9 protein-coding genes are annotated in these 16,743 nt (G+C 40.0%); 6 read left to right on the plus strand and 3 right to left on the minus strand.

Annotated elements, in window-relative coordinates; all coding sequences use genetic code 11:
* Positions 1–960 precede the first annotated feature (960 nt).
* From katG to GIY83_RS04790, 3 genes are all read left to right on the plus strand, one after another.
* A complete protein-coding gene (gene katG, locus GIY83_RS04780) occupies positions 961–3,234 on the plus strand; it encodes a catalase/peroxidase HPI (RefSeq protein WP_208685193.1) in 2,274 nt (757 codons plus the stop codon).
* 177 nt (positions 3,235–3,411) lie between these two features.
* Positions 3,412–4,014 (plus strand): 2,3-diphosphoglycerate-dependent phosphoglycerate mutase, encoded by a 603-nt coding sequence (locus tag GIY83_RS04785; RefSeq protein WP_208685195.1) that lies wholly within the window; start codon positions 3,412–3,414, stop codon positions 4,012–4,014.
* Between the two features lie 546 nt (positions 4,015–4,560).
* The gene (locus tag GIY83_RS04790) at positions 4,561–6,090 is read left to right on the plus strand and encodes a MauE/DoxX family redox-associated membrane protein (protein ID WP_208685197.1); all 1,530 of its coding nucleotides are present in this window, start codon (positions 4,561–4,563) and stop codon (positions 6,088–6,090) included.
* 426 nt (positions 6,091–6,516) lie between these two features.
* Here GIY83_RS04790 and GIY83_RS04795 read toward each other — a convergent pair whose 3' ends face one another.
* From GIY83_RS04795 to GIY83_RS04805, 3 genes are read right to left on the minus strand one after another with little or no spacing between them, the layout of a single operon-like run.
* Complete coding sequence (locus tag GIY83_RS04795) at positions 6,517–9,171, minus strand: prolyl oligopeptidase family serine peptidase (RefSeq protein WP_208685199.1); 2,655 nt, start codon at positions 9,169–9,171, stop codon at positions 6,517–6,519.
* A 26-nt stretch (positions 9,172–9,197) separates the two neighbouring features.
* Positions 9,198–10,604: a RagB/SusD family nutrient uptake outer membrane protein gene (locus GIY83_RS04800; RefSeq protein ID WP_208685201.1), complete on the minus strand. Its 1,407-nt coding sequence runs from the start codon at positions 10,602–10,604 to the stop codon at positions 9,198–9,200.
* Between the two features lie 10 nt (positions 10,605–10,614).
* Positions 10,615–13,632: a SusC/RagA family TonB-linked outer membrane protein gene (locus tag GIY83_RS04805; protein ID WP_208685203.1), complete on the minus strand. Its 3,018-nt coding sequence runs from the start codon at positions 13,630–13,632 to the stop codon at positions 10,615–10,617.
* Between the two features lie 554 nt (positions 13,633–14,186).
* Between GIY83_RS04805 and GIY83_RS04810 the strand changes: the two genes are divergently transcribed.
* The 3 genes from GIY83_RS04810 to GIY83_RS04820 all read left to right on the plus strand — a co-directional run bounded on the left by GIY83_RS04810 (position 14,187) and on the right by GIY83_RS04820 (position 16,743).
* A complete protein-coding gene (locus tag GIY83_RS04810; protein WP_208685205.1) occupies positions 14,187–14,447 on the plus strand; it encodes a helix-turn-helix domain-containing protein in 261 nt (86 codons plus the stop codon).
* Positions 14,448–15,462: 1,015 nt separating this feature from the next.
* Entirely contained in the window at positions 15,463–16,146 is a 684-nt protein-coding gene (locus GIY83_RS04815) for a hypothetical protein (RefSeq protein ID WP_208685207.1), read from the plus strand.
* A 387-nt stretch (positions 16,147–16,533) separates the two neighbouring features.
* A complete protein-coding gene (locus tag GIY83_RS04820; RefSeq protein WP_370514261.1) occupies positions 16,534–16,743 on the plus strand; it encodes a helix-turn-helix transcriptional regulator in 210 nt (69 codons plus the stop codon).

Genomic DNA, 16,743 nt, shown 5'->3' on the forward strand with positions numbered 1-16,743 from the left:
TTTTTTAATTCTTAACCATCATAACAATGCTATAATTAGAGCTATTAATAACTTAATAAGTGTCAAATAGCTTATAGGTAAGTACTTATGAAAAAGGAAAGCTTTTTACCTGAGGTCTAATTTAAAAATTCTAGACGATATTTCTTACCGTAAAAATACCTGTTTTTAAATCTGGACTCTCAAAGAGTTGTTGCCCGGATATTTTTTTATTAAGGCGCGAGACATTTTAATCCATGGGGGAGCTATGGGAAATTTTACAGAATTATTTTGAGCTCTCGTGTATTTCTTGCCTATGAGTTGCTGATGGGTAAAGGGAATTTAAATAAGCAAAAATTGCTAAGACTGATGTTTTTAAAAAAGGAGAAATATAGACAGTTTTATAAGAAATGTTGTTCTAACCCAATGCTGATTACTTTGTTTGAAGGTGAGTGATTTTTCGGTATTTAAAAAAAATCAAATACAAAAGGCACAGGAACGCGCATAAAAAAAATGTACCTCCAAGTCCTTTGTTTTAATATCAGCAACGAATCAAACATTTAGGGCAAAGGAAGTACAAGATTATATGATAGCGTATTTACTTAAAGTTTTTTTTTATCGGCTCTAAGACATTTAAAAGATGATATAAAATACTCTATGAAATTTAATGATCTGATAATTATATAAATATACAAAGAATCGATTTTGATTTTCTTATAGAATTAAAGTCCCGCGTTACAAAATTAGGAGGAGTTTCTTACTCACCGCAGAGTCCATACTCGTAAATTTTAAATTATATAGATTGATATTATCTTTGAATATGCTGTGATTTTAATTGTTTTGTGAAAAGAAAAATAAGGATCTAAAGAGCGATAACTCCCTAGTGATAGATTTTATCTATAAAATAAGAATTATTTATGATTCATCTCGATACCATTCTGCTAATTTCCTTTGTAAATTAGTATCAAAATAAAATTGAAAACTATGGACAATAATTCTAACGACATCAGTAAGTGCCCATTTCATAATGGGAGCATGGATAATGAGGCGGCAAGCGGTACAAAAAATCGCGATTGGTGGCCCAAACAGCTAAAGGTAAATATGCTCAGACAAAACTCAGCATTATCCAATCCTTTACATAAGGATTTTGATTATGCGCAGGCTTTTAAAAGTCTTGATCTTGAAGCGGTAAAAAAAGATCTTCATGCCCTTATGACTGATTCCCAGGAATGGTGGCCGGCAGATTTTGGCCATTATGGAGGTCTTTTTATCCGTATGGCCTGGCATAGCGCGGGAACCTACCGCGTACATGACGGGCGTGGTGGAGCGGGTGCGGGTCAGCAGCGTTTTGCTCCCTTGAATAGCTGGCCTGATAATGTAAGTCTGGATAAGGCCAGAAGATTGCTCTGGCCCATAAAACAAAAATACGGACAGAAAATCTCCTGGGCCGATCTTATGATCCTCACAGGAAATATTGCCCTGGAGTCCATGGGATTCAAAACCTTTGGTTTTGCAGGAGGGCGCGCCGATGTCTGGGAACCAGATGAATCTGTTTACTGGGGATCGGAAACCACATGGCTTGGCGGAGATGAGCGCTATAGCGACGGCTCTGAAGGCGTACCCAAAGATCATGGGGTAGTATCCTCAGATGATAATGCCGATGGTCATATTCATAGCAGAAACCTGGAAAAACCACTAGCCGCTGTGCAGATGGGACTTATATATGTAAACCCTGAGGGCCCTGATGGCAATCCTGATCCTATTGCCGCGGCAAAAGATATTAGAGATACCTTTGGTCGTATGGCCATGAATGATGAGGAAACCGTAGCTTTGATCGCAGGTGGACACACCTTTGGAAAAACCCATGGGGCAGCTCCTTCGGATAATGTAGGAAAGGAACCTGAAGCGGCCGGTATCGAGCAGCAGGGATTGGGATGGCAGAACAGTTTTGGTTCAGGCAAAGGCCCTGATGCCATTACAAGTGGACTGGAAGTTACCTGGACTACAACACCCACCCAGTGGAGTAATAATTTCTTTGAGAACTTATTTGGCTTTGAATGGGAACTCTCCAAAAGTCCGGCAGGCGCTCATCAGTGGGTAGCCAAAGATGCCCCGGCTATTATTCCCGATGCTTTTGATGGTTCAAAAAAGCACCTTCCAACGATGCTTACCACTGATTTATCGTTACGATTTGATCCGGCATATGAGAAAATATCACACCGATTCTTAGAAAATCCCGATGCCTTTGCAGATGCTTTTTCCCGCGCTTGGTTTAAACTTACCCATCGTGATATGGGACCACGCTCGCGTTATCTGGGAGGGGATGTTCCAGAAGAAGAACTCCTATGGCAGGATCCTATCCCGAGTCTCAACCATGAGCTAATAGACAAGGGGGATATTACCCAGTTAAAAGAAAAAATACTCTTATCAGGCCTTAGCGTCTCTGAGCTTGTGGGAACGGCATGGGCATCGGCCTCTACTTTTAGGGGATCCGATAAACGTGGTGGTGCTAATGGCGCTCGTATACGATTCGCTCCTCAGAGCAACTGGCAGGTTAATAATCCTGCAAAACTGGCAAAGGTTCTGGAGAGGCTAGAGCATATTCAGACAGAATTTAATGCCTTGCAAAACGGGGGCAAGAAAGTATCATTGGCTGATTTGATCGTCCTTGCCGGCTGCGCAGGGGTGGAGAAAGCGGCAAAAGATGCAGGACATTCAGTTGAGGTGCCTTTTTTTGCAGGACGAATGGACGCTTCTTTAGAACAAACCGATATAGAATCATTTGAATATCTGGAGCCCAAAGCTGATGGTTTTAGAAATTACAGAAAAACAAAATCACAAGTCTCCACAGAGGAACTCTTAATTGATAAGGCCAATTTATTAACCCTTACCGCCCCTGAGCTTACTGCTCTTTTAGGAGGACTTCGCGTTTTGGATATTAATACTGATGGAAGTAAAAATGGAGTATTCACGCACCGTCCAGGTCAGCTGACCAATGACTTTTTTGTAAACCTTCTTGATATGAATACACAGTGGCAGGCAGTATCTGAAGATCAGGAGCTCTACACAGGAAACGATCGCAACAGCGGCCAGCCCAAATGGATGGCAACACGCGCGGATCTTGTCTTTGGTTCTAATTCAGAATTAAGAGCCATTGCTGAGGTATATGCAAGTAGTGATGCTAAGGATAAATTTGTAAGTGATTTTATCTCGGTATGGAACAAGGTAATGAATCTGGATAGATTTGACCTGGTTTAATTCTATTGACTCAGAGTTTTTCCTTAATTGAAAAGTCCCTCTAAAAGACTTTAGCAAGAAAATATAATTATAATTGAAATAGAAAAAAAACTATAAGCCCGATTACAATCGGGCTTATATCATTAGTATTATATCATTACAGCTTGAAGGGTTTGATATGTTTTTAAATAAAGAAAAATGGCGCAGTTAATTTTCGTCCGACACGGGCAATCCCTTTATAATTTAGAGAACCGCTTTACAGGAATTCTTGATGTGGCCCTCACCGATAGTGGAAAGGCACAGGCGAAGCTTGCCGGGGATAAACTCACTGGGTACACTTTCGATATTGCCTATACCTCGATGCTTAAAAGGGCGCAGGAGAGTCTGCAGATTATCCTTAGTGAGATGAAGATGCATATTCCCATTGTAAAGGATAAGGCTTTCAATGAGCGAATGTACGGTACCCTGCAAGGTCTCAATAAAGCAGAAACGGCGCAAAAATACGGTCTGGCTCAGGTGGAGATTTGGAGAAGAAGTTATGATGTCTGCCCTCCTGGAGGCGAAAGCCTTTTGGATACCTATAACCGTGTGGTTCCTTACTACAAGGCGCAAATAGAACCAGAGTTAAAAAAAGGGCAAAATGTATTGATAGTAGCCCATGGCAATAGCCTTAGATCCCTTAAGATGTATCTGGAGAATATTAGTCCTTTGGATATTGTAAATGTAAATATTGCAACGGGTATACCAAGGGTGTACACCTTTGATGCTGAGTTAAAAATTACTGATGTAAAAGATCTTTAGTCCTATCAGGTACTTTTATTAGGGGAAGTATTCGTCTAAAAAATGTTTTTAGCTTGAGTAAAGCCCATTAAATCCAGGAATACGCGTGGATATTATGCCCTATACAGCCAAGCAGAATTGTTCTAGTAAAAAAACAACAGTCTATTGCGCTGATTTTAAATCATAAGCATATTGGGTTTACAAGTAAAGTATGCTCAAGATTAAGGTTAAAATAGAAAAGCCCATTGAGCAATCAGCTTAATGGGCTTATTTATTATCTAGCGAAAAGGATTCCCATGAAAGAGAACTAACTTGAAAAGAGAAACCGGACTGGTAAATCCTAATAAAAGATTAAAGAACAACAAATTGCTTAGTAGATTAAATTCTATTAGGCATTTTTTATTTAATGGCTGATGCGAATTTAAATTGGCACGTTTTTTAAAACTTTTGGCATCTTTTGGCATCTTTTGGGTAACAATTATATAAAAAAACACTTCTAAATTTGTTTATAATTTTTCTGATTATAAAATTATTGCTTTGAAAAACAGCAATTTAAAAATTTAGATTATGAAAACATCTGCTCATGTAAAAAGAATTATAATAGAATGTATTTGTCTACTCTATGCCTTGCTATTTATTTATGCATCGGTAAGCAAGCTTTTGGATTTTGAGAGATTTCAGGTACAGCTTGCGCAATCTCCATTATTGAGCGCATATGCTTGGTGGATTTCCTGGATGGTGATCAGTATTGAGCTTTTTATTGCTTTGCTGCTTTTGTTTTTCAGAACCAGGACTGTGGCTTTATTTGGGGCGCTGGGTCTGATGAGCATGTTTACGGCCTATATTTTTATCATCCTTCACTACAGCTCTTTTATACCCTGTTCCTGCGGAGGCATACTCGAGAAAATGAGCTGGGATGTACATTTAATCTTTAATCTTGTTTTTGTCTTGCTTGCCATTGTAGCCCTGTTTCTTATTGCAAAACAGGATGGCCTGATGAAAAGAAGCCTGCCAATATATGCTGGTGGTATAGCCTTTTTAATAGTTGGAAGTGTAAGTCTGGTTGTCGTGCTATTTTTATCTTCCGAGGAGATTATCCATCGCAAAAATCCTTTTATACGGCGTTATCCGCAAAGTTCGATTAAAGAAGTGCAGCAGGTAGATCTAAAATTTAATTCCTATTATTTTGCAGGCGCAGTAGGGGATGTGATATACTTGGGTAATTCCACAGATCCGCTTCATTTGCTTGCAATTGACCTGCAAGGACGTCAAAAAAGAATCAGGTTACATTTTGACCACAAGAACCTTGGTTTTCAGTCGATCAGAATTGCAATACGTGAAGAGTATATCTATTTGATGGATGGAACAGTACCCTGTATTTTTAGAGGAAATATCAAGGACTGGAGAATCACCACCCAGCTAAAGGGAATGCCCCGATTCACTCTGGCGCAACCTGTGGATAGCACCACCATTGTCTTTCGTAATAATACCGGCGCGAACAGGGCACATATACTGGGTATTTTTTACCCAGGCACGAGCCCAAAAGTAGTTTATGCACCCTGGCTTTTAACCCCACAAATTGACGGTATATTTGATACTGATGGTATGCTGCAGTATAACGCAGAGATGAAAATATTGCTCTACAATTATTTTTATAGAAATCAATTTATTGTGGCCGATACAAAAGGCAATCTCAAATTTACCGGGCATACTATCGATACAATCACCAAGGCCAAAATAAAAGTAGCTTACCTTAAAGGTAATACCGAAAGGCAAATGGCCGCTCCTCCCTTTATGGTAAATGCAATGACCGCTACAAAAAAACATTTGCTGTTTGTCTATTCCAAAGTACCAGGAAGATATGATAGTGAAAAAGTCTGGCAACAGTCCTCTATAATTGATGTTTATGACCTGAAAAAGAAAAGTTATGTGCTGAGTTTTCCTGTATATGGAAATGAAAATAAAAAAATCCAGGCTTTGTGGGTGAGCTCCAGTCATCTATATGTTATCATTGATGCTGAATTGATCATTTATAAAATAAGTGGATTGCTTGAAAAAGAAATGAAAAAAGGGAAAGTAGAGTTCCCTGACGCATAAAAATATACTGGCCAGTATCAGGAAAAAGATCGAAAACCTGTAGAAAAAAGTAGATCACGTTTAACTTAATTGTATTATTATGAAAACTATATTTTCAAAAAAGGCAGTGCCTTTTGTAGTAGTGCTGGGTTTGGGTATTTCGGGAGCTTTCCTGACCACTTCCATGCAAAATGCCAAGTCCGCTCCAATTCCTAAGATTGGATATGTTGACGGGCCCAATGGACCTTGTACGGTTCCAGTGAGATGTAGCACAGACCTCAATGTAGTGTGCCGCGCCAGTTACGCTCCTCCGGGACAAATCGCCAAGGATAAGTTTGATGGTGATTGTACCGAGGTGCTGTACCGTCCAAGTAATTAATTTTTTGGATCGGGCAAGTAAAGGCAATGCAGTTCTTAAAGAGAACTGCATTGTTTTTTTTTTGTCTTTTATTTAATTGCCTCTGTAATCCAGGGGGCAGGTGTTTGGCCTTTAAGATAATAGCCAAACCATTGCTGTATCCGAAGGGATAAGTCTTTTTGATTGGAGGGATTAAACAAGGAGTGGGCCTCGTTGGGATAGAGCAGCATGACGTGTTTTTTTCCGAGTCTTCGCATGGCCAGGTAAAGCTCCACTGACTGATGCCAATCCACATGATTATCCTCTTTACCAGTAAAAGAGAGAAGGGGCGTGGTAATTCGATCGGCGTACACCAAAGGAGAATTACCCTTGTAGAGTTCAGGTATTTCATAAGGGGACTGCATCATCCTGAGTTGTCCTTTTTGAAAATAATTCATAGTGGGACGACCTGATTTCCAATTTACAGTGAAATAATAGCTGGTAAGATCGGTTACTGCAGATCCCGCTACTGCCGCGGCAAACAGTCCGGTTTGGGTAATGATGTAAGTAGTCTGGTAGCCGCCGAAGGAATGTCCCATGAGTCCAATTTTATCGGGATAGACCAGATTTCTGGAAATCACTTCCCTTGTGGCGGCCATGGTAAAGTCTAGGGCTGATTGCCCCTCGTGCTGGTCTTTTCGGATAATATCGGGACATAGCACAAAATAGCCCTGACTGGTAAGTACAGTTGGGTTGTAACCGTCTTCGGCCAGCATAGAGGGATTGATGAATTTATGAAGCTGACTTGCCTGCTCCTCATAAATATGTACAATCATCGGGTATTTTTTCTCAGGATTATAATGGGCCGGATAGTAGAGCAGGGACTTTAATTTTTCTCCCTTTTCATTGTAATAAAATAGCAATTCGCTGGTTCCCCAGCCGTAGTTGGATTGTTGTGGATTACTTTGAAAAACAGTTCTGGTCTTTTTGTCCTCAAGATACACTACCCTTGGAGATTCGCTGAATTTCTGATCCTGGTATATAAAGCTTTTTCCATGATCTATGGCTTGTAATTTAGTAAGATAACTGTCGCTGTAAACTATAGGAATTACCCGGTCAATATCCTTCCATCTGAAATAGCCTGTCTTTCCATCATCGCCTTTGGCTTGGAGTAAAAGGCCTTTTTCCATCTCGATGACAGTGTGTGTCCATCCGTTATAATTCGCTAGAAGATCCTGCTCAAATCCGGATCGATTGATCCTGAATTGTATTTTTTGCTCACGGCCATGGGTCATCCGGGTAGCTTTTGACCCATCAGCAGCGATGCGCCACAAATCATACTGGTCATAGAGTATAATTTCCTTGTCTTGTAAGCTCCAGCCGGCCACTCCATAGGGCTCCGCTATACTGGTCATTGATGGCAGTTTAGCGCTAATATTGATGTGCGCTTTGGAGCGCAGATCATAAATCCACCAATTGTTGTCCTTAAAGTAGGTAATGTAATGACCACTCGGGGAAGGTGTTGGTAATACCTGGGAGGGAACAGTAGGCTGCTTTTCCAAAAGGAGTTCTTTTTTTGCGGTGTTTAGATCCATGATATAAAAATCCCGAGGTCCTTCTAAATCAAATTGAGGCTCATAGCACTGCGCATTGGAGAGAATTGCATACTGGTTTCCCCCAAGCATTACCTGGGGCAATTCAGAAGAGGACAGCTCTCGCAATTGATCTGTTAGGGGAAACCATACCGCGAGCGTGCTCTGCTGCTCCAATCGGGGTCTTTTGCGCTCCATGGGATAAATCCATTTGGCATTGGCATTCCATAGCTCCACTGAGGAATCAGTATCGGGTAAAACTGGATCTTGGCGGACTCCTGTCTTTGGCCCTATGCCAAAAAATACCTTGCTGAGATCCTCACTAATGCTAATGGGGTATTTATCGCTTGTGAGTGTTTTATCTAAAGGAAAGCCGCTCATTTTCTCGCTGTTCATCTCATAGAGCAAGTGCCTGTCGAGCCTGTAGTAAAAAAGCAGGCTCTTGGAGGACAAGTCCGGATCAGTGGCAAAAAAAGCCAGCGCCTTTGCTTTTTTCTGCCAGGTTGGCGTGGTAAAGGCAAGGCGGCTTTTGCGGATAATCCAGCGGCGGGTATTTTGCTTGGCAAGCTCGAGGACAGCCATGGAATTATACCCGTCCTCTGTGGTACAGTAAATAACTTTATTGCCATCGGGGCTCATGCTAAAACTCATCACCCCTTTTATTTTCTCAGTGGTTTGACCCTTAGAATCCATTAGGAGCAGATCGGCCTCAGACCCCGTAGACTTTGTCAGTAGGATTAACTGATCTGAATCAGGCGCATAGGCATATTGGGCAACCAATGGGATATATTGCTGTTTTTGAGTATTCAAATTCAAAACAAGAAGGCCCTTAGGGCTCTCACAGACAAAACGATCCCCTGCAAGGAATAGGCCATTTGAAGCGCCGGGAAAACTATAGATTTTTTTATTGGAGGTATTCTTAACAAATAAGGTATCTTCTGAAGAAGGGTAGATCATATTAAAACTAACCCAGCGGCCATTGGGCGCTGCCTGGTTTAACTGTAATTCTCCAAAGAGCTTATAGTCTGTCTCTGTGAGCTGTTTTTTTTGCACCACCTGCCCCCATAAGGGACAGGTTACTAATGGCAAAATAAAAATAAAAAAACAAATTAAAGCTAAAATTAAAGAGAGTGATATGGAGAAATTGGCCTGTTTTTTAGCGATGTAATTCATAGACGCTGTTAAATTTAGGTATAAGATTAATAGCCCTTGTTTTGGGGTAGCAGTTTTGGATTCAGGCTCAGTTCGGCCTGTGGAAGGGGAAAAAGGACATCGGTGCTGTTCCATCCGGATTTTACAGATGATAATACTTTATCCAGGTTTCCTGAGCGCTTAAGGTCAAAGAAACGGTGGCCGTATTCGGTAAAGAATTCCCATCTTCTTTCTTCCTGAATGGAATCAAGGAGTTCTTCGGAGGTAAGAGCAGAGGTAGCTGCAAGGCCAGCGCGATGACGGATTTCATTGAGATCTTCCCTGCTGCCTATAATATCTCCTTGATGGGCCCGGGCCTCTGCGCGGATCAGGTATTGCTCGGCCAGGCGCAGTACAATAGAATATTCCACCGAGGACGCAGTGGCATCGTTTTGCTTGTATTTAAAGGCATGGTACCACACCGAAGTACCTTTTGAAACCTTGCCTGTCCAGTGGGTTTTGCGAAGATCATCCGCCCCGAAGGAATCCATAAGCGCAGGGCTTAAAGATACCGAAGGAGGAGGCCCGGTAAAGAAAATAAAAGTAATGGCCTGATCTGTATTTTTACCCGCCGGGGAAGGCTGGAGTTGCCAGATGGTTTCTTTGGAGTCCTTTAAAAAAGCTGTATCGATTCCTTCTACCCTATACAGGCCTGTTTGATTCAGTACCGCAGAGGCGCTATTGGCCGCCTCGGCCCAGCGTCCCCCATAAAGGTATACCCTTGCCTGCAAGGCAAAAACAGCAGTTCTCTGCACCCGTACCCGGGTATCGTTTAAAGACGTAGGGGGCAATAATAGCGCCGCATCGCTCAAGTCAGTCTCTACCAGTCTGTAAATATCCTCCACAGAAAGCTTGCCGATGGAGCTGTTAGTTTTGTAATCGGTGGTGGTCACATAAGGCACTTCACCAAAGAGATTTACCAGATAAAAATGCAGCAATGCCCGAATAAAAAGCGCTTCCCCCGCGAGTTGCTTTTTTTCGGCTGTAGAGAGCCATGAAGAATTCCTGCTGCCTTCCAGTATAGCATTTGCTGCATAAATCTGATTGTAGGTAAAATTCCAAAGCTGTGCTATGGCTGTATTGGTCGCTAATAATGAGTTGTTGTAAAAATTAAGGGTCGGATCGGTAGCACTTCCAAAATAGGTAAGTTCATCGGTGTAATTACCCAGCTGGTTGCAAAGCCCCGAACTGTTGCCTGTCAGGAGTCCTGCATCCCTGATTTTAGCATAAAGATCGGCAAGGGCAGCATCAGCAGTCTGGTAATCCTCAAAGACCGTTTTATTGGTCAGCTGGGATTTTGGAAGATCAACCTCCACAAAGGAATCACAAGATACAAGTAGAAAGGTAGCAGTTGCACATAAAATGGCAAGACTAGTAGGCCGGAAGCGAAAAAATATAAATGGTATTGTTTTCATGATAGTAGCATTAAAAAGTGAATTGAACCCCTGCGGTCATTACCCTAAGGGGAGGAAGCGAACCAAAGCTTGTAAATTCAGGATCTCCGTTTTTATAGCCAGTGAAGGTCAAGAGGTTCTGCCCCTGAATCATCAGCCTGCACTTGGTCTGTTTTAAGGGAAGATCATACCAGAGAGAAATGTTCTTAAGCCGGATAAAGGAAGCATCACTTATAGAGGCAGTACTCTCGCTGTAGAGACTCCCTGCGCTTAGCGCATCAAAGTTGTATCCGGCGGTCTGGATCTGATATGGCCCAAGATCACCGGGCTGCTGCCAGGCGTGCTGAGTTACTTCTGGCTGGTTATACATCTCCCCTGTAGCTCCCACTGGATAATTAACATTTTTTTGTTTGACAAACTGAAAAAGAAAATCAAGGCTCCATCCCTTGTAGGAAAGCTGATTTTGCAGTCCTCCATAGTATTGTGGATTCAGGTCAGCCACGATTTGCTTGTCATCGGGAAAAGAAATTTTCCCATCGTTATTGATATCCCGGAACTGATACAGACCCGTTTTGGGATCGATACCGGTATATTCATATAAAAGGGTGATATTCAAAGGGGCATTAAGGCGGTATTTTTCACTATAAGTTGATCCTTCAAGTCCCGGGAAACGAAGGAGTTTGTTGCGCGAAAAACTAAGGTTAACACTCGAGGTCCACCCAAAGGCCCCTTTGCTGAGATTCACAGTGCGAAGGGTAAATTCCCACCCAGCGTTTTGAACCGTTGCTTCAAGGTTGGATTGCAGGGAAGAAAAACCTGTGGTGCCGGGCATAGGGATACCTACGAGTTGATTAGAGGACCGGTTACGGTACCAGGCTGCTGTAAAAAAGATCCTGTCCTGCAAAAATCCTGTCTCCAGGGCCAGCTCGAGTTTTCTATTGGTCTCCCAGGCAAAGTTGGGATTATAAAGCCGTGAGGGCGCTAGTCCGCTTTTCCCGCCATATAATACTCCCGAAGTGGCATAGGTATCCAGGAACTGGTAGTCCCCAATCTGATCACTTCCCGTGGTACCATAGCTGCCTCGCAGTTTACCAAAGGAAAGCCAGGAGAACTCAGTAAGAAAGGACTCTTTTGAAAAAAGCCATGCAGCGCCAATAGCGCCAAAAGTGGCAAATTGGTTCCCGGGGCCAAAACGGCTTGAGCCATCACGCCTTGCTGTAAGATTTATGATGTAGCGCTCTTTCCAATTGTAATTCAGGCGTCCAAAAAAAGCTTGGTATTTGTACAGTATGGTATTATCGGTGAGTATCTTTATTCTGGAGGCTGCCGCTAAATTGTAGATAAGGCTGTTGGAACTAAACCCGGTGCCGGACTCCACAAGCTGCGAGGTGGACTGCTGCTGGAAAGTACCACCCAGCAATAGTCCTAATTTGTGATCCCCTATTGCGCTCTCCCAGTTGAGCTGAGGCTCGATAATCCAGGAATTACGAGTGGTATTGCCCAAAATAAGGCTGGAGGACGAACTTCCGACATGGAATGCCGGATCATAAATAGTGGAAGGGTTCAGGCGTGTTTCGCTATGGCGCAGATTGGTGTAGCCCATGCTGGATTTAAGTAAAAGGCCTGGAAGTACTTCATAGGAAAGCACGGTATTGGCCAGAAAATCATGGGTTTTGGATTCGAACTTGGCAGGGAGATTGCGAAGGGGATTCTGCCAGGTGCTGTTGGCCCAGTTCAGAGTGCCGTCAGGATTGTAAAGCTCTGGCGCGTTAGGGGCAATAGTGCGCGCTTCAATGGTGAGATCAAAAGAGGGTTGGTCATTGTCCTGCAGGGTATAGCCGGCAGAAAACTGTATTTTGAATTTCTGATCCTCTGACTGGTGATTCATATTAAACTGGCCTCCGCCTTTTTTGTATAGAAAATCTCCCGGGAAAACAGTGGACTCGCTGTGGTAGTTACCACTTAAATAGAAATTGGTATTGGCAGATCCCCCAGAGACACTGCCCTGCATATCGGTAAAAAGAGAAGTACCGCCCAGGAGTTCTTTCTGCCAGTTGGTATTGCGGTTCTGGTCCCAGGTGCCGTTAATGTCATAGGCCGACTCGGGATAATCAGAGATACCGTCATTGGCAAAGGCACGCCGGCGCATAGAGAGGTATTGATTTGTATCCATCATTTTAACAAACTGTGTCACCTTTCCGGTGCCGCTCGAAGCGCTCAGGGTGAATTTGGTTTTACCGCTTTTACCTTTCTTGGTGGTGATCAGTACCACCCCGTTAGCCCCGCGTGAGCCGTAGATAGAAGTAGCATCGGCATCTTTAAGAACCTCAATACTCTGTATCTGCTCGGGATTGATAAGGTTTAGGGCTCCGGTGGCATAGGGAAATAGGGTAGAAATCTGGGCGCTACCAATAGGATCCGAAGCATAAGGCACCCCGTCTATAATATACAGTGGGGCATTGCCTTCGGCGCGCAGGGAGTTCTGTCCGCGGATTTTGATCTCAAAATTGCCTCCGGGAATCCCTGTGGTCTGGGTGATACTTACCCCGGCCATTCTGCCTTGCATGGCAGCCAGTACATTGGTTACGGGCTGGATTTCAATATCCTTGGAAGTGATGGAAGAGATGCTTCCTGTACGCTCGCTTTGTTTGGTGGAATAATATCCGGCATTCACCCGGACTTCCTGAAGGGTAGTGGTATCAAAACCAAGCTTTACATTCACTGTTGTTCGACCATTCACGGGAACCAGGGCTGTTTTAAAACCCATAAAAGAAACAACGAGCGTATCTGAAGCAGAGACCAAAAGGGAATATTGGCCTGTAAAATCCGAAATGGTAGAGGATTTGAGTTTGCTCTTAATAGCAATGGTGACTCCAGACAAAGGACTGGTGCCATCTGTGATAGTGCCCTGAACTTGATGCTGTTGGAAAAAAGAATGGCTGCGCCGTTCTATGGAACTTGCGGATACAGGGGGAAAAGACAAGAAGAAAACCAGAAAAAACAGGCAATAAAAAGCTTTCCCATCCTTGTAAAATGAAAAATTATTCATAATATTGGAATTGGTTAGTTTAACGATAGTTTTATTAGCTACGGTCCTCTATGTAGTTTGGCGACGAGATAGAGGACCATTTTTTATGCATTAAGTAAACGTCTTAATAGTCATAAAGAAGTTGTTTGTTTCTACATGAGTAAACGCATTAAAAGGTTAAACTTTTATTGTATTGCGAAACCATGTAAATAAGGAAATAAAGCGCTAAGAATTTAAGAAGAGTTTTTGCCTTTAATATAAAGGCGTGGGTTGTTCTCGACTTACGTAGCATTAAAGGTACTGGAACGACCCGCGCGCATGTAAGTGAGCCCACGCCAATATAAACTATATGACGTGAGCATGTACACTTATCATCTTGCGCGCTCAAAAATTTCCAGTTTTTTAATGCAAGGTTCAAAGCGAATGCTTCAAATATTTTATGTGAAGAATCGCAAATATATTAATTCAATTTCAATTGAATTGTTACAAATATATGAAAAAAAATATTTATGGTGATATATCACCATAAATATTTTTAATAAAAATCAAATATTGTTCTTTCAAATTAAAGTAATATGGCTAAGAAGGAACTGTTGAATGCATATAAGAAAGCCTTTGGCGAAAACTTAAAAAAAATTAGAGAAGAAAAAATAAAAACTCTCAGTGGAGTTGACAGCAGAACAAAGTTTGATTCCAGTAATTATCATAAATATGAAATTGGTACTGGAAATCCAACCCTTGAAACGATAGTGAGTATTGCAACTGGTCTTGATGTCCATCCTAAAGAACTTCTTAATTTTGATTTTGATTTAAAAAATATAGATATTCATAAATAAAGATAATTTTAAGCATTTATTTGATGTACGCCGATGATTAATTTTTGTCATTCTTTAATTTATGATAATAAAAAATATTCAAATTTACACATAGATTAATTTGTAAATGTTGTCATGGAAAATAGAATAAAGCCTTTGATGCTTGTGATTTTTCATAATTTCATATTTTCTAGATTTTCTTTAAAAGACTTTTGAATTTTTACCAATGAAGTAATATGATCTAAAACCAATGTTTTGGGCACTTTGTATATAAGAGTTTGCAAACTTGTAAAATAAAGGGTTATCTACTAGGTGTACTATTGATTATTTCATTTAATACTTGCACATATAATTTTGTAAATATTTCATAAGTGTTGATTTTTAATTTTTTATATTAGAAATATGATTTTTTTTTTGCAAGCAACATTAATCTATTAATTTGTATCTCATTTGTACTTCATATGCATTTTTTATCAAATGATAATGCAAAATTAATTTCTGGAAGTGAAATTAGCATTTAGTAAGTTATTTATATTTTATTTCTTAAAGCTTATTTCTTTTGGATCAAACTAGAATGGTTAGAGGGTTCTAAAAGTTTTGAACCTAAACTTCTTATAGTCTTATTTCGGTAGGTATTTAGATTAGAAAAGTATTTTGTGCCATGATTCTGCCACAAAAATGGAAATGTTGAAACATCTGTAAAATTCGCCTTAACTATTGTGTGAAAAAAGTATGAATTCTACAATGCGATGTGCAACGATTGTGCCACAAAAGCAAATTTAATGAACTAAAATTAGCCTTAACTTTTACCGGTAGAAATAGTATCAAATATAAAATTACAAAAACACGTATTTATACGGGGGCTTTATATTTATAAAAAAACTAATTTTCCATTTTTACCTCGATTATGGAAAACCTTACATTTATTTGAAAGTAGTGTATAAAATTTATAATTGTCATAAAGCAAGCAGAAAATGCATGTTAGTAAGCCATTTTGGGCAGGAATAAGCAAGTTGTTTGATATTACAAAAAAAATATGATTAGAATTGACCATTGCGAGAACTTAATTCACTTTACCAAAGGAGAAGATAAGTCATTGGACTACGAAAGTGCTTATCAGAATTTAAAAAAAATAATTAAATCTAGAGAATTAACAAGCAGTGCCGGAATGATTATTGGCGGACATCGTTGTGTATGTTTTACTGAATCGCCTGTAAGATGCTTAACGAATAACGGACAATTAGATTCTAAATACTTTTCACGATATACACCATTTGGTTTACAGTATTGTAAAAAGGACGTTTTTAGAAATGGCGGAAGACCAGTAATTTATTCTACAAAAGAAGAAGCGAAAATTCAAAAATTCAATATTCATATAAATTGGAGATATGTAAGTTATAACCCTGATATGGAAGGAAAATTAGACTTTACTTGGGAACGTGAATGGAGAATAAAAAAGGAAAAAGTACCTGTTACTCCAGAACTTGCTAAATTAGTTTTTCCAAATATAGAGTGGATAAATAGATTTATAGAAGAACACGAAAAAGAATACCACGGAATGGAATTAGATGACGATTGTCAAGAATGCTTTTGTAAAAGAGAAGCGACAATTTTAAATTTTACAGATTTTTTAAATATTGAACAATGTGAAAATTTAATTGGAACTTGTCCAAATCCAGATAAATTTCCTTGGATTTTAATTAATATGAACGAAAAATAAACGTCACAGGACACTTGCTAAAAGAATTTGTGCAATTGGCTTATTTAAAAATAGTTTTGTATTTGGGAAGTTTAGGTAAATCCGAAAATAAGACGTAATTTAACTATTATCGACTTATTCAAGAGATAATTAATGAAGATAGAAAAAAGGGAAATGGCAATATAAATGATTTTAATAGAGTTATTTTGATTGTCATTTAAATCAATTTATGTTATTTAAGGACGAATATTTTATGAAAAAATGTTTTATTGATGAAAAATAATTTTTCTAACTAAAAGGAAAATTTACAGCATTGATATTCCTTTACAGAAATAAAAATATTACAAAAAGGTTAAACATTTATTTTTTGTTAATATATTTGCGTAAAACGCAAATATATTGGCTATAGTGGAAATCAATAGAATTAAAGTTGCTCTTGCAGAAAACAGAAGAAAAAACAAATGGCTGGCAGAAAAAATAGGTAAAGATGAGTCCACTATTTCTCAATGGTGTACAAATGCTCGTCAACCATCTTTAGAAAATCTACTGAAAATTGCAAATGTACTTAAGATAGATATTAGAGATTTGTTATACCCAACTAATAAAGCTGAAAATTAA

The organism is Flavobacterium sp. SLB02 (assembly GCF_009664855.1).
Classification (GTDB): domain Bacteria; phylum Bacteroidota; class Bacteroidia; order Flavobacteriales; family Flavobacteriaceae; genus Flavobacterium.

Coding starts and splice junctions, on each gene's coding strand:
- GIY83_RS04785 (WP_208685195.1), top strand. CDS start 3,412: ATGGCGCAGTTAATTTTCGTCCGACACGGGCAATCCCTTTATAATTTA.
- GIY83_RS04790 (WP_208685197.1), top strand. CDS start 4,561: ATGAAAACATCTGCTCATGTAAAAAGAATTATAATAGAATGTATTTGT.
- GIY83_RS04795 (WP_208685199.1), bottom strand. CDS start 9,171: ATGAATTACATCGCTAAAAAACAGGCCAATTTCTCCATATCACTCTCT.
- GIY83_RS04815 (WP_208685207.1), top strand. CDS start 15,463: ATGATTAGAATTGACCATTGCGAGAACTTAATTCACTTTACCAAAGGA.
- GIY83_RS04805 (WP_208685203.1), bottom strand. CDS start 13,632: ATGAATAATTTTTCATTTTACAAGGATGGGAAAGCTTTTTATTGCCTG.
- katG (WP_208685193.1), top strand. CDS start 961: ATGGACAATAATTCTAACGACATCAGTAAGTGCCCATTTCATAATGGG.
- GIY83_RS04800 (WP_208685201.1), bottom strand. CDS start 10,604: ATGAAAACAATACCATTTATATTTTTTCGCTTCCGGCCTACTAGTCTT.
- GIY83_RS04810 (WP_208685205.1), top strand. CDS start 14,187: ATGGCTAAGAAGGAACTGTTGAATGCATATAAGAAAGCCTTTGGCGAA.